Source organism: Mesorhizobium sp. M0909 (assembly GCF_040319515.1).
Taxonomy (GTDB): Bacteria; Pseudomonadota; Alphaproteobacteria; order Rhizobiales; family Rhizobiaceae; genus Mesorhizobium.
Genome location: NZ_JAMYOA010000005.1, coordinates 103285 through 128291 on the forward strand (window position 1 = coordinate 103285; position 25007 = coordinate 128291).

The following is a 25007-nucleotide window of genomic DNA, read 5'->3' on the forward strand; positions in this document are numbered from 1 at the left end:
CCCCTCTTGGCGCGCAACGAGTTCCCTGGGAAAAGCTTGCGCCTTCCAACAGGAGACGGGTCACGTTTCGCATTGCGACTTCGTACTGAGGCCGCCATTGCCTTCGAGGGCTGCTGCCATGTCACGATCGGCGGCAGCAAAAGCTCCGACCTTCGGCCAAGGTGATGTCGCAACCGAGCCCGACGGAAATGTCTCGCCTCGCGATCAGGTCGGGAGCGAAGCGGACGGTGCCCTGAAGGCATGGCGGATAGTGGCCTGCAAATGCGGCTGGAACAAGCCCCGCGTCGAAAACAGGGCCACTTCAGGTTGCGTTTCAGGCGGCATGCCGCGACCGCCGGCGCTTTTGCCCCGGAGCCGGCGAACCGCCTCCGGGGCTTATGGTCATGTGGTCTAAACAGTCAGGCGGCCTGCAAACCCGGCAGCGACAGGTCGACTTCCTCCGGCAAGTCGCCGGCCATAGCGGCGGCGAACTTCGTCTGGTCGAGTTCTCCTTCCCAGCGTGCCACCACGACCGTCGCTACCGCATTGCCGATGAAGTTGGTCAGCGCCCGGCATTCCGACATGAAGCGGTCGACGCCGAGGATCAGCGCCATGCCGGCGACCGGCACGGTGGGGACGACCGAAAGCGTCGCCGCCAGGGTGATGAAGCCGGCGCCGGTGATGCCGGCGGCACCCTTGGAGCTCAGCATGGCGACCGCAAGCAGCAGGATCTGGTCGCCATAGGTGAGTGGCGTGTCGGTCGCCTGCGCGATGAACAGCGCGGCCAGCGTCATATAGATGTTGGTGCCGTCCAGATTGAAGGAATAGCCGGTCGGGATGACCAAGCCGACCACCGAGCGGTTGCAGCCGGCGCGCTCCATCTTGGCCATGAGGCCCGGCAATGCCGCTTCCGAGGACGAGGTGCCGAGCACCAGCAGCAGCTCCTCCTTGATGTAGCGGATCAGCGCCAGGATCGAGAAGCCATTGTAGCGGGCGACGGCGCCGAGCACCACCAGCACGAACAGCAACGCAGTCAGGTAGAACGTGCCGATCAGCATGGCCAGATTGGCGATCGAGCCGATGCCGTATTTGCCGATGGTGAAGGCCATGGCGCCAAACGCGCCGATCGGCGCGGCCTTCATCAGGATGGCGACGAGGCGGAAGATCGGCGTGGTCAGCGCCTGCAGGAAATCGACGACCGGACGGCCGCGATCGCCGACCAGCGCCAGGGCGACACCGAACAGCACCGAGAAGAACAGCACCTGCAAAATGTCGCCTTGCGCGAAGGCGCCGGTGATGGTGTCGGGGATGATGTTCATCAGGAAGCCGACGATGGTCGTGTCGTGCACCTTCTCGGCATAGGCGGTCACCTTGGCGGTATCGAGCGTGGCCGGGTTGATGTGCATGCCGGCGCCGGGCTGGACGACATTGGAGACGACCAGGCCGACGACCAGCGCCAGCGTCGAGAACACCAGGAAATAGATCATCGCCTTGCCGGCGACGCGGCCGACCTTCTGCAGGTCGGAAACACCGGCGATACCGGTCGCCACGGTCAGGAAGATCACCGGCGCGATCACCATCTTCACCAGCTTGATGAAGGCATCGCCGAACGGCTTCATCGCCTCGCCGGTTTCAGGATAGAAATGGCCGAGCAGCACACCGGCGGCGATCGCCGCGAGCACCTGCACATAAAGATGCCGGTATAAGGGAAGTTTGCCGCGCGGCTCGGCGGCAGCGATTGCTGTCTGCATGACGTCCTCCATGGCGCCCCGATCGAAAGCTCGACTCCCCGGGGCAGTTGTTTTGACCAGCAGCCTCGCGACTGCTGAATTCGTGTTTGCAACAGCCATGCCAGATACGCAGAAGAGTTATTCATCATTGATTTTGTTGAGCATTCACAAACGTCCGCACTGCCGGACGTATGGTCAAGTGCGACTCTCCACATAGGTTGAATTGTGTTTTGTGCGAGTTCATGCACAAATGGGCGATGCTGCAACGCCCCGCCGGTGCCTTGTCTTCGACGCCCGAGCAACTCGCCAGGCGGGCGCGCCGAGCCTGGCTGCTGTTTGCGGCCGTCGCGCTTTTGATCGTCACGGCAGCGCTCTACGGCGCCGGCCTTTACGGCCGTACCGCCGAGATCGGGGCCCTGGCGGCGCAGGGGCGTACCGACGCCAATCTGAAGGTCGCGCTGCTGCGCGCCGTGCTCGAAAGCCCGCGCGCCCTGCCCCTGCTTTTGTCCGCAGACCAGCAGGTGCGTGACGCGCTGTCGCAGAAAAACGCCGCGGCAATCGATGTGCTGAACCGCAAGCTCGAGGGGCTGGTCTCCGGCACCAAGGCGTCGGTGCTCTATGTGATCGGCGCCGACGGACTGGCGATCGCCTCTAGCAACTGGCGCGAGCCGATCAGCTTCGTCGGCAACGACTACCGTTTTCGCGATTATTTCTCCGGCGCGATGCAGGCCGGAACCGCCGAATATTTTGCGCTCGGCAATGTCAGCAAGCGTCCCGGCCTCTACATTTCGCGGCGCGTCGGCGATGCCGCCGCACCGCTCGGCGTCGTCGTCGTCAAGATGGAGTTCGACCAGCTCGAAGCCGACTGGCGCGAGGCCAACCGCCCGGCCTATGTCAGCGACGAGAATGGCGTCGTGCTGATCACCAGCGTGCCGTCCTGGCGCTTCATGACAACCGCGCCGCTGGCCGCACCCAAGCAAGCCGCAATTCGCGACAGCCAACAGTTCGGCGACGCGCCGCTTGTGCCGTTGCCGATCATGCACGCGCAGGCGCTCAGCCCGGATGTGTCGATCGTCCACGCGGTGACGCCCGGCGGCAGCGACGCGCAGTATCTCAGCCTTTCGACGCCGGTTCCTTCGACCCCCTGGCGGCTCGACTATCTCGTCCCGGCCGAGACGCCGATCGCCGCTGCCGTCCGCGAAATGCGGCTTCTGGCACTGGGTGTCGTCGTGCCGCTGCTCGGCCTGGCCGCGTATCTGTTGTGGCGCCGGCAGTCGGCGCAGATGCGGATTGCCGCCGAACAGGCGGCGCGCACCGAACTCGAACGCCGCGTTGTCGAACGCACCGAGGATCTGAGCCGAGCCCGCGACCGGTTGCAGGCCGAGATCACCGGCCACCGCAACACGGAGGCAAAGCTCCAGGTGGTGCAGCAGGACCTGGTCCAGGCCAACCGCCTCGCCATCCTCGGCCAGGTCGCCGCCGGCGTCGCCCACGAGATCAACCAGCCGGTCGCCACCATCCGTGCCTATGCCGACAACGCCCGCACCTTCCTCGACCGCAAGCAGACCGCGCCGGCTGAGGAAAACCTCGGCGCCATTGCAGCCCTTACCGAACGCATCGGCTCAATCACCGAGGAGTTGAAGGCATTTGCCCGCAAGGGCCGCACCGCCGCCGAGCCTGTCGAATTGCGCGGCGTCATCGAGGGCGCCGTCATGCTGTTGAGAAGCCGCTTTGCCGGCCGGCTCGACGCATTGGTCGTCGACCTGCCGCTGCCGAGCCTCAAGGTCATGGGCAATCGAGTGCGGCTCGAACAGGTGCTGATCAATCTCTTCCAGAACGCGCTGGAGGCGCTCGACGGCCGCGACGACGCTCATGTGCGGGTTTCGGTCGAAGAGACCGCGGATGGCGTGACCATCAGCGTATCCGACAACGGACCCGGCATTCCGCCAGCGATCCTCAAATCGCTGTTCACGCCGTTCAACACCTCCAAGGAAAAAGGCTTGGGCCTCGGCCTCGTCATCTCCAAGGACATCGTCGCAGACTATGGCGGACGCATCGAGGTTTCGAGCGGCGACAGCGGCACTCGCTTCACCATTCATCTCCAGACAGCAGCGTAAGCCATCATGACGAACGACAATTCCGCACCGGTGGTCCTGATCGACGACGATCGCGATCTCCTCAAGGCCACCGCGCAAACGCTGGAGCTTGCCGGCTTCTCGGTCTCGGCCTTTGCGGTGGCGGCCGAGGCGCTGGCCACGCTCGACGCCGGTTTTGCCGGCGTCGTGGTGTCCGATATCCGCATGCCGGAGATCGACGGCTTGCAGCTTTTCAATCGCATCCTGCGGCTGGATGCCGACATTCCCGTCATCCTCGTCACCGGCCATGGCGACATCGCCATGGCCGTCAAGGCGATCAAGGACGGCGCCTACGACTTCATCACAAAGCCCTTCGCCGCCGACCGGCTGGTGCAGAGCGTGCGCCGCGCAGCGGAAAAGCGCCGCCTGGTAATGGAGAACCGGGCCTTGCGCGAGGCGGCCGGAGAGGCGCAGGACAGCCTGCCGCTGATCGGCCAGACGCCGGCGATGGACAGGCTGCGCCGCACGCTGCGCCAGATCGCCGACACCGACGTCGACGTGCTGGTGACCGGCGAGACCGGCTCCGGCAAGGAGGTGGTGGCAAGTCTTCTGCATCGCTGGAGCCGCCGCGCCAGGGGCAATTTCGTCGCGCTGAATTGCGGCACGCTGCCGGAGACCGTCATCGAGAGCGAGTTGTTCGGCCATGAGGCCGGCGCTTTCACCGGCGCGCAGAAGAAGCGGATCGGCCGCATCGAGCACGCCAGCGGCGGCACGCTGTTCCTCGACGAGATCGAAAGCATGCCGGTCTCGACACAGGTGCAGATGCTGCGCGTGCTGGAGATGCGCGAGGTCACGCCGCTCGGCACCAACGAGGTGCGGCCAGTAGATCTGCGCGTCGTCGCCGCCGCCAAGGTCGACCTCGGCGATCCGCGCCAGCGCGGCGCTTTCCGCGAGGATCTCTATTACCGGCTCAACGTGGTAACGATCTCGATCCCGCCGCTGCGCGAGCGCCGCGACGATGTCGCCCTGCTGTTCTTCTATTTCGCCGAGCGCGCCGCCGCCCGCTTCCACCGCCCTGTGCCGGCAGTTCCGGCGACGGTGCATCGCCATCTGAGCGACCATGACTGGCCGGGCAATGTGCGCGAACTGGCGCATTTCGCCGAGCGGTTCGTGCTTGGATTGGAGGAAGGCGCCGAAGCCCCTGCCCCGACCCAATCGAACGCCGCCATGAAGCTGCCGGAGCGGCTGGAGCGCTACGAGGCCGACATCATTCGCGAGACGCTTGGCCGCAACGACGGCGATGTCAGGCGCACGATCGAGGCGCTGGGGATTCCGCGCAAGACCTTCTACGACAAGCTCCAGCGCCACGGCATCGTGCGCAGCGATTTTTCCCGGTAATCGCCGCCGGCCTCGACCGGCGGCTCGGTTACTTGGCGTCGTGGAAGATGATGCCGACAGTGTGGCGCATGCCGGAGCGTAGCCGGCTGACGCCGTGCCTGAGGTTGACGCGGTAATTGCCCTTGCTGCCCTGGACCGGACGATTGTGGACCGCGAAGGCGACCGCATCGCCCTGGCGCAGCGGCACCACCTCGACGCGGCTCTGCATGCGCGGACGCTGCTCGGTCAGCACGAACTCGCCGCCGGTGAAATCCTTGCCTGGTTCCGACAACAGGATCGCCACCTGCAACGGGAACGCCAGATCGCCGTAGAGATCCTGGTGCAGGCAGTTGAAGTCGCCGGGGACATATTGCAGCAGGAGCGGCGTCGGCCGCGTCTGGCCCTGCTGGTGGCATTGCTCGAGGAACGCGGCGTGTTCGTCGGGATAGCGCTGCGCGATACCCATGCGCGCGTTCCAGCCGTTGGCGACCGCGGCCAGGCGCGGATAAAGCGCTGTGCGCAAGCCGCCGATCAAGTCGGGCAAGGGATAGCGGAAATAGCGGTACTCGCCCTTGCCGAAGCCGTGCCGCGCCATGTGGACATGGCTGCGGAAATGGCTCTCGTCCGGATAGAGGCTGGCTATCTGTCCGCACTCCTGCGGCGTCAGCAGCTTTTCCATCACCGCGCAGCCATAGCCGCTCAGCTCATCGGCCAGCGTCCGCCAATCATATCCGGCAACGCGCACCTCCGCCGATTTCACCGCCGCTTTCGCGCCTATTGAATGGATGGTCATCGCTTCGCCTCCTGTGGCTTCTCTGTCATTGAGATGGGTGAAACGGCGCGCGCGGACCACCCGTTTCTTGCCGGGTGAGGTTCGCGGGATGGGACTTCATTCAATTTCCGATTTCGTGGTCATGGGCTAAACTTGTTCCACTCAACGGGACCACCACCTCATGATCGTCCAGACCTGCATCAATGGCGCGCGCAGCGCCGATTTCCACCCCCGACTGCCGCTTGATCCCGAAGCCATTGCGCGAGACGGCACGGCCTGCGTGGCCGCAGGTGCGGCCGAGTTGCATGTCCATGCACGCGGGCTCGATGGCCGCGAAAGCCTTGCCCCTGACGCAATGGACCCGACCGTGCTGGCGCTGCGCCGCGCCTGCCCGGGAACGCTGATCGGCGTCTCCACCGGCGCCTGGATCGAGAGCGACGACGAGCGCACGCTTGCCGCGATCGCCCGCTGGAGCGAGCTGCCCGACTATGCCTCGGTCAATCTCAGCGAGAATGCAGCACCGGCAGTCATGGGCCGTCTGCGCCAGCGCGGCATTGGCATCGAGGCGGGGCTTGCCTCCGTAGCCGACGCCGAACGCCTGGTGAGCCTCGACCATGGCAACCGCGTGCTGCGCATCCTGATCGAAATCTCCGAGCAGGAGCCGGACGCTGCGCTTGAGATCAGCGACGATATCGCCGCCGTGCTCGACGGCGCCGGAATGCGCCGGGCAATCCTGCTGCACGGCGCCGACGCCACGGTCTGGCCTTTCGTGCACCGGGCGGCGGAACGCCGTTGGTCGACGCGCGTCGGACTGGAAGACGGCAAGGAGCTTCCTGATGGAACAGTAGCACCCGGTAACGCTGCGCTGACAGCGGCAGCCGTCGCTATCTTCGAGACCAGTCGTTAGCACGGGGAAAGCGTCGATGGCCGCCGATCCCCCTCTTCAGGGGGGAGATAGCAAGTTTTGGCAAATAGGCAGGTCTAAGTCGGCGAACTCAAGCGTGGCAGCACGCTAATGTCAGTAAAATTTATATAAAACCTTGCATATTAATTAAACCAGCAATTAATCAGCACATCAACGACCCCGTATGTTAGTGCTCTCCCGCACTGGGGACCATTTTTATGAAAATCATTCCGCAGAATGATCACGCCACGCCGCGCCGGATTCAACAGTATACATCGATACAGATCCTGCGGGGGCTGGCAGCCCTCATGGTTGTTACCTATCATCTTCCGGGCGCACTGGGCATGCTCGACCTGCGTATTCCCGTTCTGAACAGTGGCGTCGACTTGTTTTTCGTCATCAGTGGTTTTGTCATGGTTCTCTCGACGGAGAACAGACGCTCAGACCACCGTGCTTTTTTGATGCAGCGGTTCACGCGCGTCGTTCCGTTCTATTGGGTTATGACCTTCCTCATGGTCGCCGCACTTTGGTTGTTTGCCGGTCGTGCAGTGTCTCTTGAGCAGATCACCAATAGCCTGCTTTTCATACCCTATCTCGATACGGTCACAGGCTATGTCCAACCAGTGCTTGGCGTGGGTTGGACGCTCAATCTGGAAATCCTGTTTTATATTCTGTTCGCGGCGACCATGGGTTTTGGCAGGTGGACGCAAATGGCCGCGGTCGGCGTTGTCTTTGCAATCGCCGTAGCGGCGCGCATCATCTTCAAACCCGCCGCCGACACTGTGCTGTTTTTCTACACCACGCCAATCCTGTTTGAGTTCCTCGCGGGCATGGCGCTCGGCCACCTGGTCGGCAGGCTGGCGCGTTTGCCTGCTTTCCTGGGTGCCTCGGCAATCGTGTTCGCCATCATGTCCATGCTGGTGATGGTACTCGGCTTCAACTTGCCGCGAAGCCTTGCTCAGGGACTCCCCGCGTTGATCCTTGTCGCGGCTTGCATCAGCCTGGAAAGCTACTTCCGGCTTTTTGCTCCTCGCGTGCTGGCAAGGTTGGGTGACGCTTCCTACTCTCTCTATCTGACGCATCCTATCGTGCTGCTTGCGACCGCTCCTGTCGTTGCAAGCGCCAATGTATCACCATGGCTTGCAGGCATGGTTCTTGTCGCCGCCTGCATTGCCGTCTCCCTGGCCAGCTATAGTTTTATTGAAAAGCCGCTTTTGGCCATTTCGCGGATGAGCCTCTCCGCCTATCAGGTGAAGGCACAATAAGTTGCGGCTGCGCCTCGCAACGATTTTGCGACACGACATGCACAGAACAAAGACTTAAAGGGCGTCCCAGGGTCCGTTCAAACGCGACGCGCTCAAAGTGCAAAAAAAGCTGCCCGGTTGGACCCGAAGCAGCTTATTGTTTTATGCACTTCGGCAATTTGCCAGTGGCTACTTTGCAATCATGTAGGCATCGTCAGTGTAGAGTTTGCCAACTCCACCATAGTGACCCACGCCAAACACGAATGACTGAGGTGTACCTGATCCGTCGGAATCCCGCCCGACCGGCCAGGTTGCGTTTGACGATGATTGCCAAAACACCCCGTCCAGATACCAATCGATGCATACCCCTTCATAGAGATCCGCGCGCAGCTGAAACCAGCGGCCTTTCGGTGCGGGAACATCGTTAGCCGGATTATGCACTCCGGCCGCTGCATTCTCCACATGCAGCATCACCACATCGTCAGTCGAATTGTCGGTCAGGTTGACCCACCACGTTGGGTCCTGCTTGAAAGGCGATTGCTCGGTCACCTTGAACTGGAAGATATTCGCCCAGCCGTTTCCCGCGTATTGGTAATCGGAGGGAATGAAAAACCACGCGACATAGGTTCCATCGATCCCTGACGGCGGCACCGCCTGGAGTGGACGTCCGAAAGCGTCGTTCTTGGCCAGGCCGCCTGCAAAGAGCCACTCCTTGTAGACTTTGGAGTGGGGCTTCCCGGCATTGATGGCGGCCAGCGTCGTTTCGAACTTTCCGAAGCTGTTGCCGCCGTGCGAGGATACATTCCCTGCGCCGGTCGAGACAAGGCCGCTGACAATTGCGTTCAGGCTGGGATCGGCTTGCGCGGAATCCTCCGCCTGAACGAAAGACCAGTCGGTGTAGCACGAGGCGCCGGTGCAAGGCCCCTCCTCCCAGTCCGCTCGCCAGTAGGGCGCATTCTGGGCATATGCGGCGCCAACTGGCGCCATGGCGGCGGTAATGGTGCAGATTGCCGTGAGCACCAACAGATGAAAAATCTTCTTCATGTCGATTTACCGTTCCTTTCTAAACATGAGATTCCAGGCACCTCTTGCGCCATTTGCTTCTTTCACCCTTGAACACAGCGCGTCCCGAACGGCGCTGTCCCGCCAACCTCAAGCCGGCGGCGCTGAACCTTCAAAGGTATGGGAAAACAAAAAACCCGCCTCGGGGAGGCGGGTCTTTGGAGCCAATTAGCACCATACCCAGATTAGTAGCATAGCTGCCGGCACAAAGCAAGAACAAAATGTGACGTCCTCGACGAAACTGCCGACAGGCATAGGGGACCGCGGACGACGTGGCTCTTGCCATTGTTAAAAATCTCTCATAAGGTATTTTCATATCCGAAAGAAAATTCGGCCGTTTATTTCCCTTTATGAAAGCCTGAGCGTTTGCGGGAACATCTCGATCAGACCGACCGGCGACTGGTCAAGCTGCTGTCGCAGGATGCGCAGCTTGGCGTCAACCGCCTCGCCGAGAAGATGGCGATCTCGGTGCCGACGGTGCGCATGCGGCTGCGCAACCTGCTCGACCGCAACCTGCTCAAGATCGTCGGGCTGCTCAACCTCACCGAACGCCCCGAGCTGATCTCGGCGATCGTCGGCATCAATGCGCAGGGACGCGGTCGCGCCCGGGAACTGGCGCAGCGCATCTCCGAACTGCCTTTCGTGAACTCGGCCGCCGTCGTCACCGGACGCTTCGACATCATCGTCGACGTGACCGTGGCCGGCGATGTCGCCGATCTCTACCGCGTCACCAGCGAGCTGATCCCCGGCGCCGGTGAGCCGGGCGAAGTCGTGCGCAGCGAGACCTTCGTCGTCATGGCGTCGTGCAACAAATGGGTCAGCCTGCCGGAAGGCTGCTGGTCGGACGAGACGCGGAAGGAAATGGCATGAAGATCGCGGTTCTCGGCGGCCTCGGCCTGCAAGGCCGGGCGGCGATCGCCGATCTCGTTGCCAGCGACGGCGTCGAGCAAGTGGTCTGTGTCGACACCGCAACCGACGGCGCTGCGCGGCTTGGCGGCCTGACCGACCTTGCCCGGGTGCGTTTCGTCGTGCCGGAGGGCGCGATCGGTCCGGTGCTGGCCGATGTGATGAAGGATGTCGACGCGGTCATCGACCTGTTGCCGCAACCGCTGATGCGCGAGGCGGTGCAGGCGGCGATCGCGACGCGCACGCCGCTGGTCACCACCAATTACGGCAAGGCCATCGCCGATCTCGCGCCGGAGGCCGAAAAGGCCGGCGTCTCGATCGTCACCGAATGCGGGCTCGACCCCGGCATCGACCTTGTGCTCTACGCGCGCGCCGCAAGCCAGTTCGACACCATCACCGCGATCGACTCCTACTGCGGCGGCATTCCCGAGCCGAAAGCGGTGGTCGAGCCGCTGCGCTACAAGGTGAGCTGGAATTTCGACATGGTTCTGGTCAGCCAGAACCGCGACAGTGTGCTGGTCGAGAATGGCGAACGGGTCGATGTGCCGGCCGCCCGCCAGCACGACAATCGCTTCATCCACGAGATCGAGGTGGCGGGGCTGGGCAGGCTGGAAGCCTTCCCCAATGGCGACGCGCCGCATTATGCCGGCATGCTTGCCGCCGCAAAGGGGCTGCAGCGCTCCGGCCGATATTCGCTGCGCTGGCCTGGCTGGTCGGCGTTCTGGGCGCCGCTGAAGCAGCTCGGCTTCCTGTCCGAGGAAAAGGTATCCGGCACCGGTGCCAGCCCACGCGAATTCCTCGGCCGGCTGCTCGGTCCGCAACTGCAATATGGCGCCGACGAAAAAGACCTTTGCGTGATGCGCAACGTCTTTGTCGGCAGCGAAGGCGGCCGCCGCAAGACGGTGACCTCGGAGCTGGTCATCGAACGCGATCTCGCCTCCGGCCTGTTCGGCATGAGCCTTGGCGTCGGCTATCCCGCCAGCATCGTGGCGCAGATGCTGGCACGGCGCGAGATCGCCACGCCCGGCCTGCTCAACCCGCTGCTGCATGTGCCCGATGGCCGCTTCCTCGACGCGCTGGCCAGGCGCGGCATCAAGGTTGCCGAAATAGTGAGCTGGGACTGAAGGATTTTCGAACGGTGGTTGCCGCCGGCAACGGCGCTGCCGCTCAAAAAGCACCCGATGGGGTGAAACAACAAGTGGAACAACAAACGACAACAAGGAGGAATGCCCAAATGAAGATTGCCAAGCTTTTCATCGCCGGACTTGCGCTCGCCGGCCTCACCGCTGCCGCCAGTGCCGGAACCCTCGACGAGATCACCAAGCGCGGTGAGTTGCGCGTTGCGGTGCAGACGCAAGGCCCGCCCTTTTCGCTGGTGGGCGCCGCCGGCGAACGCACCGGCAGTTCGGTCGAACTCGCTGAACTGATGGCCAAGGAAATGGGCGTCAAGATCACCTTCCTCGACTTCGACTGGGACGGCCTGATCCCGGCGCTGCTGTCGGGCAAGGCCGATCTTCTGGTCGCCGACATGACGCCGACGCTGGCGCGCGGCATGAAGGTCGCCTTTACCAAGCCTTACATGTACACGGGCAGCACCGTCTTCACCAAGGCTGGGACCGCCTTCAAGTCCACCGAGGACTGCAAGGCCAAAGGCACCAAGATCGCGGTGCTGCTCGGCGCCACCGGCGAGAAGGAAGCCAAGGCCGCCTTCCCCGATGCCGACATCAAGAGCTACAAGGGCGGCGGCCCGCTGCTGCTCGACGCCGTCAATAACGGCCAGGCCGATTGCGGCGTCAACGACGTCTCGGCGGTCAAGGGGCAGTCGACCGCTTACCCAGCCGGCAGCTTCACCATCATGCCGGATATGCTGTCGAAGGAGCCGCTGGCCTTCGCCACGCGCTATGACGAGCAGGACCTGCTGGTCTGGATGAACCTGTTCCTCGACCAGGTCAGCCTCGACGGCCGCCTGCAAAAGAACCTCGATTACTGGGTGAATTCCGACGCCTGGAAAAAAGACCACTAACGGATAGGGAGTAGGGAGTAGGGAGCAGGAAGTAGAAATAGGGAGCATGGAGTGGCTGATGGCCATTCCGGACACCTTCACTACTCACTACTGCCTACTCACTACTGCCCACTCACCATGCTCGAAAACTTCAGCTTCCGCACCATCGTCGAATATCTGCCCCTGTTCGGGCAGGGCCTCGTCACGACCGTGTGGCTGTCTGCGCTCTCCTTTGCCGGCGCGCTCGCCGTCGGCATCGTGCTCGCCGCAATGAATTTGCAGCGCGGCCGGCTGTTCCGCGTCCCGGCCAAGGCCTATATCGACGCCGTGCGCGCCACGCCCTTACTGGCGCAGCTTTATTTCCTCTATTTCGGCCTGCCGCGGCTCGGCTTCGTCCTGCCCGAGCTCGTCGTCGGCATCCTGGCCCTGTCGCTGAACAGCGGCGCCTATGTCGCCGAGATCATCCGCGCCGGCATCCTGTCGATCCCGCGCGGCCAGGTCGAGGCCGGCGTCGCCTCGGGCATGACCTATGTCCAGCGCATGCGCCTCGTCATCCTGCCGCAGGCGTTCAAGGTGACGATCCCGCCGCTGCTCGGCCAGGCAATCGTGCTGGTCAAGGATTCCGCGCTGTTGTCGCTGATCTCCGTCGCCGAACTGACGCGCGCCGGACAATTGCTCGCTTCCGACCGCTTCATGCCGGCGGAAGGTTTTATCACCATCGCCGCCTTCTACCTCCTGCTCTATTACGGGCTGAAGGGGCTGGCGGCGCTCTCCGGGCGCTGGCTCGGCCTCGCGGGGGCACGGACATGATCTGGCAGCAGCTGCAAAGCATCGCCGGCAGCTACCCCCTCGCCTTGCGCGGCCTCGGCATGACCGTGGTGCTGTCGCTGATCAGCCTGGTGCTGGGCACGCTGCTCGGCTTCTGCCTCGGCATCCTGCGCACCGGCGGCAACCGGCTGATCAGCGGCGCGATCGGCGCCTGGGTCGACCTGATCCGCGGCACACCGTTCCTGGTGCAGATCTTCCTGATCTTCTTCATCCTGCCGGAACTCGGCATCGAGCTCGACGCCTTCATCGCCGGCATCATCGCGCTGACCAATCTGGCCGCCTGCTTCATCTGCGAGATCGTCGTCGCCGGCATCCGCTCGGTGCCGACCGGCCAGGTCGAGGCGGCGCTGGCGTCCGGCCTGTCGCGCTGGCAGCGCATGCGCCAGGTGGTGCTGCCGCAGGCGATGCGCATCGTGCTGCCGCCGCTGGTCGGGCAATATGTGCTGCTGATCAAGGATTCCTCGGTTGTCTCGGCCATCGGCCTCACCGACCTCACCCGCGTCGGCTGGCTGGTGGTGCAGCGTGTGCCGAACGGCCTGCTCGTCTTCTTCCTCGTCGGGCTCGGTTACTTCATCGTCTGCTACCCCCTGATCATGCTGGCCCGCCGGCTGGAGCAACGCATGGGCGCGGCGCATGGCGAGGTGCAGTTGTGATGTCGAACCTTAGCAAAAATGGCACTGGCATGATCGAATTTCGCGGCGTCAACAAATGGTTCGGCCAGCTCAACGTGCTCAGGGATATCACGCTGAGCGTCGAGCCGCGCGAAGTGGTCGTCGTCTGCGGCCCGAGCGGCTCGGGCAAGAGCACCTTGATCCGCTGCATCAACGGGCTGGAGACGATCCGCGACGGCGACCTGACGGTCGACGGCCAGCGTCTCGGCGACGCCGCCACCAACATGACGCGGCTGCGCACCGAGATCGGCTTCGTCTTCCAGTCGTTCAACCTCTATCCGCACAAGACGGCGCTCGAGAACGTGACGCTGGCGCCGATCCATGTCCGCAAGATCCCGCGCACCGAGGCCGAAAAGGCCGGGCGCGAGCTGCTCGCCAAGGTGGGCCTCGCCGACAAGGTCGATGCCTATCCGGCGCAACTCTCAGGCGGCCAGCAGCAGCGCGTGGCGATCGCGCGCTGCCTCGGCATGCGGCCCAAGATCATGCTGTTCGACGAGCCGACCTCGGCGCTCGACCCCGAGATGATCTCGGAAGTGCTCGACGTCATGGTCGCCGTGGCCGAGGAAGGCATGACCATGATGGTGGTGACGCACGAGATGGGCTTTGCCCGCAAGGTCGCCCAGCGCGTCGTGTTCATGGACGCCGGCGCCATTGTCGAGAGCGGCACCCCGGACGAGTTCTTCTCGCACCCGAAGACGGACCGCAGCCGCGCCTTCCTGAGCAAGATCCTGCGGCATTAGGGTTCGAACTCAACTCAGCTGGCTGTCGTCGATGGCGGAGATGGATGGAAAGCGGCCCTTCGCTGGACGTTCCCTAATACGACAGATGCGCGCCGGGCTTCCTCTTAGGGCGGCCATTGCCGCACTTCCACCAGCCGCTTCCCTTATGCTGGCATCAAATCGATGACCCGCATGATCGCGACCGCACTGCTCGTGTTCTGGGTGCCTTCTGTCGTAGCGCCATTAGCGCAGGCCCAAACATCGCCCTTCTTGACTGTGAACTTTTGTTTGTTGTGAACGACCGAAAGTTCTCCCTCAGTCATGTGGCAGAGCATGTCGTTCTTCATCATGTTGTCAGTCGTCTTCGCTCCAGGCTGAATGACAACATCGCGCAGCTTCACCGTTGCATAGGCTGGTATGACCGACTTGCGCTCACCAAGCGCTACAACTCTGACGCCGGGTGAGACCTCCTTGCCCTCATCGGGGCCGTAAGTCTGGGCAGCTGCTGGTGTCCCCCAAGCGATCAGAGGCGTTGCGGCCAGTGTAAGACCGAGTGCAATTGTGGATCTACGATTGACGGCTTCCATGGTTTCCTCCCTGTTCAAAAGTTGGTCGGAAAGGTAGGCCAACAATCAACGATGGGCCGTTGCGGCGAAGAGTCAACTGACCTTCCGAGTTAGTTCAGTCTCGCTCGCGGCTAGCGAGTTTCACAAACCACTCGGGTCGCCGAGACGGAGAGGGGGAATTGCGCTGACCATGTCATTGCGTGCGACCTTGTCCCGCCATCAAAGACATTTCATTCTTGCGAAGGCCCTCGCTGCCAAAGACCCCTCTCCGGCCGCTTTGCGGCCACCTCTCCCTCGCCCTGCGGCGCAGGAACCCAAGCCTATTGCGCATCCGCGTGCGTGCTCAATTCGGCCCTCTTCTCATCCGAGACAACGGCGAGGTCGAGCACCTTCTGCAATTCGGCCGCATGGCGGAACGACGGCTCGGCCTGAACGCCGTTGCGCACCGCATCGACAAAGCGCTGGTAGTTGGTCGCCACCGTTCCGGCGTCCAGAACTTGCCATTTGGCGTTCTCGACATCTTCGCCGATGCAGGCTTTCAGCTCCGAGCTGGTCAGATTGTGCACGACTTCGATGCCACCCTTGTCGCCGTAGATGCGCAGGCGGAGTTCGTTGAGATGGCCCGTCGCCCAGCGGCTGGCATGAACGACACCGAAAGCGCCATTGCTGAAATCCAGCGCCATGGTGAAACTGTCGTTGGCATCGAGCTCGTACTCGCCGATCCGGTTTTCGGGCGCCTTGTCGAAGGACCGCAGGCGGCAGAACACATGGTCGATGTCGAGTGCGGCGCCATAGCTGGCGAAATCGAGGATGTGGATGCCGACGTCGCCCAGCACGCCATTGGAGCCGTGGCCGCGCGACAGCCGCCACAACCATTTCGGATCGGTGCGCCAGTCGCCCCAGAACTTGGATACCAGCCAGCTCTGCAGATAGGAGGCCTCGACATGCCTGACCGTGCCGATCTCGCCAGCCAGCACCATGGCGCGCGCTCTCTGCAGCGGCGCGACATTGCGATAGGTCAGATTGACCATGTTGATGATGCCGGCTCGCTCGGCGGCATCGGCCATCTCACTGGCCTTCTCGAAGTTTTCGGCCAGCGGCTTTTCGCAAAGCACCGGCTTGCCCGCCGCGATCAGCATCATGGTGGTCGGATGGTGGATGCGATCGGGCGTCACGTTCGCCACCGCGTCGAACTTGCCCCATGCCAGCGCCTCGTCCAGCGACGCGAAGCGGTTGGGGATGCCATAGATGTCCGAAAACTTGTCGACACGCGTACGGTCGAGATCGACGGCGCCGATCAGTTCGACGCCCTCGATCTTGCCGAACTGCCTGGCATGCTCCTCCGCCATCCAGCCCGTACCGAGTATCAACAGACGCATGATTCTTATCCTTAGGACAGGGCTTTATCTTCTTGTTCGATAATGGATTTGTCGTCTAGCGGAAGCCGGTTTCGCCGGCGGAATGAAGTTTTCCGCCACGCTCGACGATCGGCTCGAGCGCCTTTTCCACCGGTACGTTCGGCGCATCGAGGATAGCCGGATTGGAGCCTTGGGGGTTGTGCGCCCATCTCACCGCATTGCGCAGCACCTTGTGGACGTTGGCGTCATGATAGGTCGGATACGTCTCGTGGCCGGGCCTGAAATAGAAGATGTTGCCGGCGCCGCGGCGATAGGTCAGCCCCGACCGGAACACTTCGCCGCCCTGGAACCAGGAGATGAACACGGTCTCGAGCGGCTCCGGCACGGCGAACTGCTCGCCATACATCTCCTCGTTTTCGAGCTCGAAATACTCGCCGATCCCGGCAGCGATCGGGTGGCTTGCGCTGGTCACCCAGAGCCGTTCGCGCTCGCCCGCCTCGCGCCATTTCAGCGTGCAGGGAGTGCCCATCAGCTTCTTGAAGATCTTCGAGAAATGGCCGGAATGGAGAACGATCAGCCCCATGCCTTCCCAGACGCGGCGCGCCACGCGCTCGACCACTTCGTCGGCGACGGCGCCATGGTCCTTGTGTCCCCACCACAGTAAGACGTCGGTCTCGGCGAGACGGTCGGCCGGCAGCCCATGCTCCTTCTGCTCCAGCGTCGCCCACGATACCGAAATCTCCGGGTCGAGCTTCAGCGCATTGGCGATCGTCGCATGCATGCCCTCGGGATAGATGCCGGCGACCACCTCGTTGGTCCGCTCATGAATATTCTCGCCCCAGACGACAGCGCGTATTGTCATGATGTCCTCGTGATTGTTTGAAGCTGGAGCCGCCCCTGCGGGTCAGTCATAATATCCTCGGCCGGGAATGAAAACCTCGAGATTGGCCCAAACGTCCCCCAGCGTCGTCATCCCAGGGCGAAGCAGGAGCGAAGCGACGTCGCGAAGACCCTGGGATCCATGCCGTGACTTCTATGCGCTGCGACGGTGCAGAACCTCGATGCAAGAGGGATAAGAGGTGAAAGGGATTGCGACAGAACGGCGTCAAATCTGCATCGTTGCATTCTTCGGCTGATGCAACGGCATGGATCCCAGGGTCTGCGCTTCCGCTTCGCGTCCGCTCCGCCCTGGGATGACGAAGCCGTAAAGGACCGCGAACGCCCTAAGCGCCGCGGCCCTCTTGGGCGACGCGTGTCAGCGGCTTTGACAGGCGCGGCACCACGACGAGCCGCTTGATCTTGCCCTTCTTGTAGGCGGCGAGAAAGCGGGCATAGTCCTTGAAGACGACGCAGCCATTGGATTCGGCGCGCCCGCCGCGCAGCATGTAGGTGTGGGCGAGCAGGCCGTCGCGGCCATATTTGTTGCTGCCGCTGGCAGGGGTGAGACGCAGGGCCTCGACGCCATGGAAGCGCGATTCCCGCAGCGTCAGATTGTAGGTGTCGGGCGGCGTCGGACCGACATTCTTCTTGTGAACGTAGCGCGGCTGGTCGACCATCGCGCCCAGTCCCGAATGTGCCTCCAGCCGTGAGCCGTCGGGCATATAGACGGTCTTGGCCGAGATGTCGTAGACGGCGACGCCGCTGCCCATGTTGGGCGTGGTGAACAGGTTCCTGAAGGCTCCGCCGAGTCCGCCGGAAGGCATGTCGGGCTTGGCATAGGCCAGCATGTCGCCGCCCTGCGTCTTCGACCGTTTGCCCGGCTTGCCCGACACCGCCGGCACTGCCGCTTGTGACGAATTGCGCGGCGACAGGCTGCCGGGTAGCGTCTCGACCGGCGGAGCGTCGGCCGTCTGGACCTTGCTCGCCCTGGATGCCTGGGCCCTGGATTTCTGGGGCGGCTCCGTTTTTGCTGCCTGGGCCTTTGATGCCTGATCCTTTGGCGCCCGGTCTTTCGAGGCTTGAGCCTGGGGCGCCGGCTCATCGATGTCCGCCTGCGGACGCAGCGTCGGCAGCGGAACGCTGTCGGGCATGTCGTCCTGCGGCGGCAGCGAGGCCAGTTGGACCTCAGGCTCTTGCGGCTCTTGCGAAGCTGCCGGCTCGCTTGCCACGACGGCTGCCGGGAGCACGTCGATCATCTGCTCCGGCAAAGTATTCGCCAGCGCCAGAGCCAGGCGCGACGAGCGTTCGATCTCCGCCACCTCCGGCCCGAAGCGCACCGATGCCGGGCCGTTCGGGTCGGGAATGCGTACCGGCTCGGCGAACCGGGCGGCGGCCGGCAGGCTTGCGAGCATGACGGGTGAGCCGGCACGGGCAAAGGCGGCGGCAAGCTTTTGCGGCGACAGCCCTGCTTTGGCCACCACGTCGTCGAAGCTCGATTGCCGCGATGCATCGGCGACGAGCGGCACCGTATTGCGCTTGAGACGCGCCGATTTTCCCTGGTGAACGAAATTCGACGCCGACCGCAGGCAGTTGGCATCGCACCCGTGCTGCAGCAGCTTGGCCGACAGCGCTGCGTTTGTCGCGGCCCATGTCGGGGCCTGCGCCTTTGCAAGGCTGCGGCGAGGATCGGCGAGCGCGATCGTGCGCGGCGCGAGCAGGCTTTGCGGGAGACCGTTGGAAGCGGCGGTGAGCGAGGTTCCCATCGAATAAAGGCCGGCCAAGGTCGCCACCGACCATAAAGCAATGGCTGCGCCGACGGCCGGAACCGCGACCCAGCGCAGGCCGGGCCTCATCGAAGTCAATCCAGTTGCAGGACTGTCACCCCGGGTTTTCGCACTTACAAACGCCATTCAACCACTCTCAATCGGCCGATGCCGGCTAGCGGATTTCGCAGCCGTGACATTCACAGTTCGCCTGGTGCCCCCAGCACGCTTCGCGTCTGTTGCCGATTGATTCAAAAGATGGACAAAGTTGGTTAACTAATCCCTCTACCGACCGCCGATTGGGCGACGGTCACACCGAAAAACGCCCTCCAAAACCTGCATAGTTGGCAAAACTGCCCTCCAATGATGACTTTGCTGCCCGTTTTTGTCGGCCGAGTCAAGAAAGCGAAATGACTAGACCTTGCTGGGCGGAGTCGGCATGGCTGCGAAAGTGAAGCCGGGCCGACCAGAATCTTGCGGCCGGCAGCCACCGTCATCAAGCCCCGGCGTTCGATCAGAACGGCGATTATCGACCCGGCACTTGTCGACCTGCCACTCGGGCGAATGAACGATTAACGTCTGAGAATTCGGGACAGCGGCAAGATGTTTGCCGCGCAGCAGCTGAATGTCGCCAAGTGCCGGAGCGGGATATCCAACACCTAGACCACAGCCACCACTATGTGAGCCTGAATTTTGGCAGTAACCTTGCCGCTGCCATGCCTGTCTGCAATGGCGGCTGCGGCATAGTCGGTTGCAGAGTCCAGCTTCCCCGCCTCTCTGGCCTCGATTTCGTTGCGAAGGAGAGTGCCCTGGCAATAAGCAACGGCCGGAAGGCGCGGCGAGGAGGCACGGCTTTGTTCGGCTCTCGTCTCGATCACCACACCGGAAAAACCTGCGTCCTCCAGCTCGCCACGGATCAGTGCCGTATCGTGGTAGCCATGCGGCGTGCGTGCCAGAAAGCGCGGCGGATCGTTCGGAAAAATCCTCGCCAGAGCATTCGTCACATCGTCGGCAAACACGTTCTCCTCGATGCGATCCCATACGCTGAATAGAAAATGTCCTCCGGGCTTCAGGACTCGCCGGGCTTCGCGGTAGGCAGATGAGCGGTTGGGAAAGAACATCGCGCCGAACTGACAACAAACGAGATCGAAGGCCGCATTTTCAAACGGTAGCGCCAGAGCATCCGCCTGACGCCATTTGATGCGATCGTCGGGAGCTTGCCGCGAAGCGGCGTAGTCGAGCATCGGCTGGTTGAGGTCGGTTACGACATAGCTTGCACCGGGCGACAGTTTTGGCGCCAATGCGCGGGTGACAACCCCGGTGCCCGCGGCGGTTTCCAGAACGGCGCTTGGCGACAAGGACGCTGCTCGCCGTGCAAGATCTGCGGCGAACGGCTCGAAAATCAACGGCACCATATAGCGGTCGTAGTTTTCCGGAATTGAGCCGGCGAATACCTTGTCCGTTTCCAACATTGCTATCCCCCGCCGTCCGTTTGATGGCTCGTCAGCATAGCATGGAATTGTTTGCTATTCGGTCGCATTCGACCGGGAGGCGGTTCGCTCCCGGAAGCTCCGAAACGCCGTGCTGCAATTATCTGCATATGTGTTAATATCTTATGGTCATGCGCATTGGTGCGTGGCCAAACATAAAATGGGAGGATGCGATGAAAACCATAAGTCGCAGGTCTGCAATCGCGCTTGGCGTGACGGCGGCAGCGGTGCCGCCTTTGTTCACGCTGGCGGCTGCTGCAAAGGTCAAGAAATACGGCCCGAAGGAAGGCAAGGAAATAGCCCCCGGCGTCAGATTGGTCGAGGTCGGCACCGGCAATTCCGATATCCCCGCTTACAAGAGCATCTCAATTGTCGACATAGTCTTTCAGCCCGGAGCAGCCGCCCCTCAAATGGTGATGGACAACGACATGGTGTGCACCATTGCCGCCGGTGAATTCACGATCAAGAAAGCCGACAAGCAATTCAAGCTTAGGGAAGGTGACATGTACACCTGCGCCAAGGGTAAGACCGACGCGGCAACGAACACCAGCAAGGTGGTCGGCATTCATCGCATCGCCGTCTTGATACCTGCCTAGCGCATGCCAGCGAAAACCGGCCCGCGTCCTCGTCCGGACGCGGGCCTTTTGATGAGGTGCGTGCTTATGAGCACGTTTCTGCCTCCGCCCGCTTTGCAAATGTGCGCTATATTAGAAATCACGCAAGTTTCTGGATGACTGCACGCCGGTCTGCGGGCCTGCATTGGCGCCCCTACATTGGCGCCCCTGCATCGCCGCATTCGCAAGCCGGCACCGCGCTGGGCGTTTGGCTTCACGAACCGGCTCGGTGCTCCTCCCGAGCTGCCTCCCAGACCTCGCGCGCCGCGTCTGCGTTCAGCGCCGCAATTCCGAGGCCGACGATCAAATCCGGCCATGCCGAGCGCCATAGGAAGGCAGTTATCAACCCGGCCAGTATGATCGCGATGTTGGCGACGGCGTCGTTGCGGGCCGAAAGGAATGCCGCCCTAGTAAGACTGCCGCTGTGACGGCGGTAGCGCGCCAGCATGTAGGCGCACGACAGGTTGACCGCCAAGGCGCCCAACCCCGCCAGCGTCAGCGCTGCCGGTTGCGGCGGCACCGGCATGTTGAACTTTTCCCACGCGGTCCACAGCGTCGCCAGGCCGGGCACCAAAAGGATAAGCGCCAGCGCCATGCCTACCCGCGAGCGGGCTCGCAGCGACCAGCCCATGGCGAGCAGTATCAGGAGATTGACCGAGGCATCTTCCAGAAAATCGACGCTGTCGGCGAACAGCGACACCGAGCCGATCGCCAGCGCCACGGCGAATTCGATGCCGAAGTAACCGAGGTTCAGCAGCGCGACGACGAGCACCACCCGGCGAAGGCCGTCCGACGTAATGGCTTGCTGCATAGTCTGTCCCGATGTGACGCCGTTAATGTTGTTGCTGGCCGTCCCGTTCCTCGACGGTCTCGATCTCCCAGGCTTTGAGGCCAGCCTAGGCCGAACATGGCACGCCTGTCACCAAAACACCTGCGAGCCAAAACAGAATGGTCACCCTGTTTTGGGCGTGCACTAATGCGCGCCGCTCGTCAGGCAAAGCCGGGAACCGGCTTGGTCTTGCCGCTCAGTTGCGCGCCCAATGTCAGCGCCTGCGGGAAATTCCGGACGATCGCCGCCATCGCGGTGGCGCTGCCGGGGCGAAGGGCAATTCCGGCAATAGCAGCGGCAGCGTAGACCCGGGTCGAAAACAGTCTTCTCCAGGCCGCCTCGTAGCGTCTGGCGGCGGCTTCACGCCCCGCTTGTCCACTTGGCGCGGATGCGAGTTCGCTAGCCAGCAGCCAGCCGGACTGAAGCGCCATCGAGATGCCCTCGGCGATAACAGGATGAGACTCTCCGGCTGCATTGCCGACCCGGAAGATGTCCTGTTCGTAGCAGGAGCGAATTCCCGGCCGGATCGGACCCGCGGCAAGCCACGGACCGTCGAGGTGCGCCGGTTCCAGGGCGCCTCGCACGCCCCGGCATGAGTCCATGAGATGGCGCGAGACCGCATCGGCGGCTGACACATGGCTCCGGTGTTCGGGGTCATGTTGTTTACGCAGCCGCGCGAGCACATCGCGGCGAATGCAGCACGAGATCGACAACCGTCCATGATCCGCCGAGACCATGCCGCCATAGCCGCCGGGAAAAGCCAGCAGAGGCATCAAATCCGGTGCGAGCGACGACCCGGTGAAATGCGCCTTGAAGCCGAGCAGGTCCGACGGCCGATTGGTCTTTGCGAGCTGGCTGGGTAATGGTCCCGGCTCCCAGGAGCCGTGTGCGGCGACAATCACCGGCGCACGCAACATCACCGCTTCATCCCCGGCCTGAACTCGTTGCATCTCACCATCCCGGTCGATGGCGACGGCGCGGCAGGGCTGGAAGATTTCGACGCCCGCCGATCGCGCCGCTTGCAGAAGCAGAGAGTCGAGAATGTCCCGGCCGAGCGCCCGGCCGAAGCCGTCTTTCGCACGAGACCCAGCTCCCGGACATGGCATAGCCGCCTCGACGCAGGTCTCGCCGGAAAACAAACCGACGCGGCGGATTTCGGGGCCGGCATTGGCACGCCAGGCATCGCCGATCTCCAGCTGGTCGAGAAGCGCAAGATTGCTTGCCGAGATGTATTCGCCGCAGACCTTGCGGCGCGGAAATGCGGTCTTCTCCACAATGGCCACGGCCCATCCGCGCCGGGCCAGCGTGAGCGCGACAGATGTGCCCGCCGGGCCGGCGCCTATGATGATCGCATCATGGGTCGACAATCGCGTCATCGCTCGTTGCTGGCGCTGGCGCCGACGAAGATGTGGGAAAACGGGCCAGCGCGCCGTTCCTCGACCGGTTTGCCGTTGGCCGCAAGCCAGAGGCCGGAAAGCTCGCTGCCGCGAAAGCCGGCACGCACGCTCTGAGCCGCGTCGTTTCGTGTTACGTCGTTGGCGCCGATTGCCGGGAGAAGACGGGTCGCGGCCAGCGCCAGTTTCGCCCGCAGCGGCTCTGTCGCGATGAGCAACGGGGCTTTCGGCCTGATGAGCGAAAACAGACGCACGAGCTGCGCATCGTCGAGATGATGCAGAAACAGATTGACGGTGATGGCGTCGAACCGCACGCCCTCGATCTTTCCTGCCCAATCGAAGATATCGGCGGTAACGCCTTCGGCCTTCCATCCCAGGCTGTCGAAATCACCGCGCAATTGCGCGGTGACGAGGTCGACGCGGTCGAGCATCACCAGTTCGACCCCGGGCCAATGCCTGGCCATGCGCCGCGCCACCGCCAGCATGAAGGAGCCATCACCGGCGCCGATCTCCAGGATGCGGCGTGGCGGCGTTGGCACGAACCTCCTGAGCAACGACGTCATGATCGGCGCCTGAAACATCAGCATGTTGATGCGACGAAGGTCGCGGCGCGCGACAAGCGCTCGCGGATCGTCGGCCGCAAGTCCGTCGAGGATTTCCGGCGCAAGCTGCCGACGCTCCAGGCCGCTCATGACACCGTTCGAAAGAGCATGGTTTCCGCCGTCAATCCTGGTCCGAACGACATGCCGCAACCGAGCAGGCCGGGTGGCGCCTTCAACATCTCCTTCATCACGAACATGACGGTCGCGGACGACATGTTCCCATACCGGCGCAACACCTCGCGCGATGGGTCCAGCGCGGTGGACACCAGTTTCAGGGCCCTTTCGACGGCGTCGAGAACCGAACGTCCACCCGGGTGCACGGCCCAAAGGTCGATGTCTTCCGCCGATCGACCGCCGAGGATGGCGGCCTGGTTGCTCCGCAACGCTTCATGAATGGCTGCCGGAACCTGGCCGGAAAGAACCATTTCGAAGCCGTGGTCGCGAATGTTCCAGCGCATAAGGTCCCGTCGCTCCCTCGCCACCAGACAGTGAAAGCTATCGAGCTCGATGCCGGCCGGCTCGGCGGTCACGAGCGCGGCCGCGCAGCCGTCACCCCAAAGGCAGAACGACAGCAGTTTTTCGAGTTCAGTGGTTTCGCGCAGATGCATCGTGCAGAGCTCGATATTGACCAGCAGGACCTTGGCCTGTGGGTCGGAGCGGACGATGTGGTGGGCCAGCTTGAGGCCGTTGATTGCCGCGTAGCAACCCATGAACCCGATCATCGTGCGTTCGACACTATCCGGCAGCCCACAACGGGCAACCAGTTCGAGATCGATGCCCGGCGCCGAAAAACCGGTGCAGGTGGTGACGATCAAATGGGTGATGCGGGAAGCCTCGTCGCCAAGCTGCAATCCGTCGATGCCCTTTTGCGCCAGAACAGGTGCTGCATCGTCGAACATTGCCATTCTCATCGCCGTTCCGGGAAACGCACCGCGGATGAAGGTCCCCGCCAGGTCGGCGGACGGTCCCTCGGGGTCGGACGCCGGCGCAAAGCAGGAATAGCGGTGCTCGATGCCGGCAAGATCGGCCATGCGTTCGAAGATCCTCCGGCGATCGGCCGCGAGCATCGAGGCCGCAAAACGCAGGTAGAATTGATGAACCTCGTGCTCCGGCACCGCTGTCGCGATCCGGTTGATATAGGCTTTGACGGACATATTCTGTCTCCTCGGCGTATGCACGGTGTGCCGCCGGAGGGTCTTTGGTTATTGACACCGATGTCGAACACCGGATTGAGCTGTTCGAT

The 25007-nt window shown here is 62.9% G+C and carries 23 protein-coding genes; 11 read left to right on the forward strand and 12 right to left on the reverse strand.

Going from position 1 to position 25007, the window contains the following annotated elements:
* Positions 1 to 398: 398 nt before the first annotated feature.
* Entirely contained in the window at positions 399 to 1730 is a 1332-nt protein-coding gene (locus tag NKH83_RS09325) for a dicarboxylate/amino acid:cation symporter (RefSeq protein ID WP_352803517.1), read from the reverse strand.
* A 236-nt stretch (positions 1731 to 1966) separates the two neighbouring features.
* On the opposite strand from NKH83_RS09325, the gene NKH83_RS09330 reads away from it, so the two are divergent.
* A complete protein-coding gene (locus NKH83_RS09330) occupies positions 1967 to 3826 on the forward strand; it encodes a sensor histidine kinase (RefSeq protein ID WP_352803519.1) in 1860 nt (619 codons plus the stop codon).
* Positions 3827 to 3832: 6 nt separating this feature from the next.
* A complete protein-coding gene (locus NKH83_RS09335) occupies positions 3833 to 5182 on the forward strand; it encodes a sigma-54-dependent transcriptional regulator (RefSeq protein WP_352803521.1) in 1350 nt (449 codons plus the stop codon).
* A gap of 28 nt (positions 5183 to 5210) precedes the next feature.
* Here the strand turns inward: NKH83_RS09335 and NKH83_RS09340 are convergent, their stop codons facing one another.
* Positions 5211 to 5954, reverse strand: coding sequence for a 2OG-Fe(II) oxygenase (locus NKH83_RS09340; RefSeq protein WP_352475644.1), 744 nt, complete (start codon positions 5952 to 5954; stop codon positions 5211 to 5213).
* Between the two features lie 160 nt (positions 5955 to 6114).
* Here NKH83_RS09340 and NKH83_RS09345 point away from each other — a divergent pair, with 160 nt between their 5' ends.
* Positions 6115 to 6840, forward strand: coding sequence for a 3-keto-5-aminohexanoate cleavage protein (locus tag NKH83_RS09345; protein WP_352507121.1), 726 nt, complete (start codon positions 6115 to 6117; stop codon positions 6838 to 6840).
* Positions 6841 to 7055: 215 nt separating this feature from the next.
* Positions 7056 to 8102, forward strand: coding sequence for an acyltransferase family protein (locus NKH83_RS09350; RefSeq protein ID WP_352803525.1), 1047 nt, complete (start codon positions 7056 to 7058; stop codon positions 8100 to 8102).
* Positions 8103 to 8270: 168 nt separating this feature from the next.
* Here NKH83_RS09350 and NKH83_RS09355 read toward each other — a convergent pair whose 3' ends face one another.
* On the reverse strand, positions 8271 to 9125 hold the full coding sequence (locus tag NKH83_RS09355; protein ID WP_352475648.1) for a hypothetical protein: 855 nt from the start codon (positions 9123 to 9125) through the stop codon (positions 8271 to 8273).
* Positions 9126 to 9509: 384 nt separating this feature from the next.
* Between NKH83_RS09355 and NKH83_RS09360 the strand changes: the two genes are divergently transcribed.
* The 6 genes from NKH83_RS09360 to NKH83_RS09385 all read left to right on the forward strand — a co-directional run bounded on the left by NKH83_RS09360 (position 9510) and on the right by NKH83_RS09385 (position 14290).
* Complete coding sequence (locus NKH83_RS09360) at positions 9510 to 10013, forward strand: Lrp/AsnC family transcriptional regulator (RefSeq protein ID WP_023677254.1); 504 nt, start codon at positions 9510 to 9512, stop codon at positions 10011 to 10013.
* Positions 10010 to 11173: a saccharopine dehydrogenase family protein gene (locus tag NKH83_RS09365; protein ID WP_352649652.1), complete on the forward strand. Its 1164-nt coding sequence runs from the start codon at positions 10010 to 10012 to the stop codon at positions 11171 to 11173. Before NKH83_RS09360 ends, NKH83_RS09365 begins: the two co-directional genes overlap by 4 nt.
* Before the next feature lie 110 nt (positions 11174 to 11283).
* Positions 11284 to 12072: an ABC transporter substrate-binding protein gene (locus NKH83_RS09370; RefSeq protein ID WP_023677252.1), complete on the forward strand. Its 789-nt coding sequence runs from the start codon at positions 11284 to 11286 to the stop codon at positions 12070 to 12072.
* 117 nt (positions 12073 to 12189) lie between these two features.
* Positions 12190 to 12861: an amino acid ABC transporter permease gene (locus NKH83_RS09375; RefSeq protein WP_352475651.1), complete on the forward strand. Its 672-nt coding sequence runs from the start codon at positions 12190 to 12192 to the stop codon at positions 12859 to 12861.
* Positions 12858 to 13532, forward strand: coding sequence for an amino acid ABC transporter permease (locus NKH83_RS09380; protein WP_352475652.1), 675 nt, complete (start codon positions 12858 to 12860; stop codon positions 13530 to 13532). The genes NKH83_RS09375 and NKH83_RS09380 overlap by 4 nt, the downstream gene beginning before the upstream one ends.
* 29 nt (positions 13533 to 13561) lie before the next feature.
* Positions 13562 to 14290 (forward strand): amino acid ABC transporter ATP-binding protein, encoded by a 729-nt coding sequence (locus NKH83_RS09385; protein ID WP_352475653.1) that lies wholly within the window; start codon positions 13562 to 13564, stop codon positions 14288 to 14290.
* Positions 14291 to 14433: 143 nt separating this feature from the next.
* Here NKH83_RS09385 and NKH83_RS09390 read toward each other — a convergent pair whose 3' ends face one another.
* The 5 genes from NKH83_RS09390 to NKH83_RS09410 form a co-directional block, all read right to left on the reverse strand.
* On the reverse strand, positions 14434 to 14856 hold the full coding sequence (locus tag NKH83_RS09390) for a hypothetical protein (protein WP_352475654.1): 423 nt from the start codon (positions 14854 to 14856) through the stop codon (positions 14434 to 14436).
* A 299-nt stretch (positions 14857 to 15155) separates the two neighbouring features.
* Complete coding sequence (locus NKH83_RS09395) at positions 15156 to 16214, reverse strand: Gfo/Idh/MocA family protein (protein WP_352649654.1); 1059 nt, start codon at positions 16212 to 16214, stop codon at positions 15156 to 15158.
* 55 nt (positions 16215 to 16269) lie between these two features.
* Positions 16270 to 17055: a ThuA domain-containing protein gene (locus NKH83_RS09400; RefSeq protein WP_352475656.1), complete on the reverse strand. Its 786-nt coding sequence runs from the start codon at positions 17053 to 17055 to the stop codon at positions 16270 to 16272.
* Positions 17056 to 17416: 361 nt separating this feature from the next.
* Positions 17417 to 18925, reverse strand: coding sequence for a tlde1 domain-containing protein (locus NKH83_RS09405; protein ID WP_352475657.1), 1509 nt, complete (start codon positions 18923 to 18925; stop codon positions 17417 to 17419).
* 569 nt (positions 18926 to 19494) lie between these two features.
* Positions 19495 to 20307 (reverse strand): class I SAM-dependent methyltransferase, encoded by an 813-nt coding sequence (locus NKH83_RS09410; protein ID WP_352475658.1) that lies wholly within the window; start codon positions 20305 to 20307, stop codon positions 19495 to 19497.
* A gap of 191 nt (positions 20308 to 20498) precedes the next feature.
* Here NKH83_RS09410 and NKH83_RS09415 point away from each other — a divergent pair, with 191 nt between their 5' ends.
* Positions 20499 to 20921 (forward strand): hypothetical protein, encoded by a 423-nt coding sequence (locus NKH83_RS09415; protein WP_352803536.1) that lies wholly within the window; start codon positions 20499 to 20501, stop codon positions 20919 to 20921.
* A 232-nt stretch (positions 20922 to 21153) separates the two neighbouring features.
* Here the strand turns inward: NKH83_RS09415 and NKH83_RS09420 are convergent, their stop codons facing one another.
* From NKH83_RS09420 to NKH83_RS09435, 4 genes are all read right to left on the reverse strand, one after another.
* Entirely contained in the window at positions 21154 to 21750 is a 597-nt protein-coding gene (locus tag NKH83_RS09420) for a cation efflux transmembrane domain-containing protein (RefSeq protein ID WP_352507109.1), read from the reverse strand.
* 179 nt (positions 21751 to 21929) lie between these two features.
* Positions 21930 to 23144, reverse strand: coding sequence for an NAD(P)/FAD-dependent oxidoreductase (locus NKH83_RS09425; RefSeq protein ID WP_352803539.1), 1215 nt, complete (start codon positions 23142 to 23144; stop codon positions 21930 to 21932).
* Positions 23141 to 23854, reverse strand: coding sequence for a methyltransferase domain-containing protein (locus NKH83_RS09430; protein ID WP_352803542.1), 714 nt, complete (start codon positions 23852 to 23854; stop codon positions 23141 to 23143). Before NKH83_RS09430 ends, NKH83_RS09425 begins: the two co-directional genes overlap by 4 nt.
* Positions 23851 to 24918 carry a type III polyketide synthase gene (locus NKH83_RS09435; RefSeq protein ID WP_352803545.1) on the reverse strand — a complete coding sequence of 356 codons (1068 nt, stop codon included), beginning with the start codon at positions 24916 to 24918 and terminating at the stop codon, positions 23851 to 23853. The genes NKH83_RS09430 and NKH83_RS09435 overlap by 4 nt, the downstream gene beginning before the upstream one ends.
* Positions 24919 to 25007: the final 89 nt, after the last annotated feature.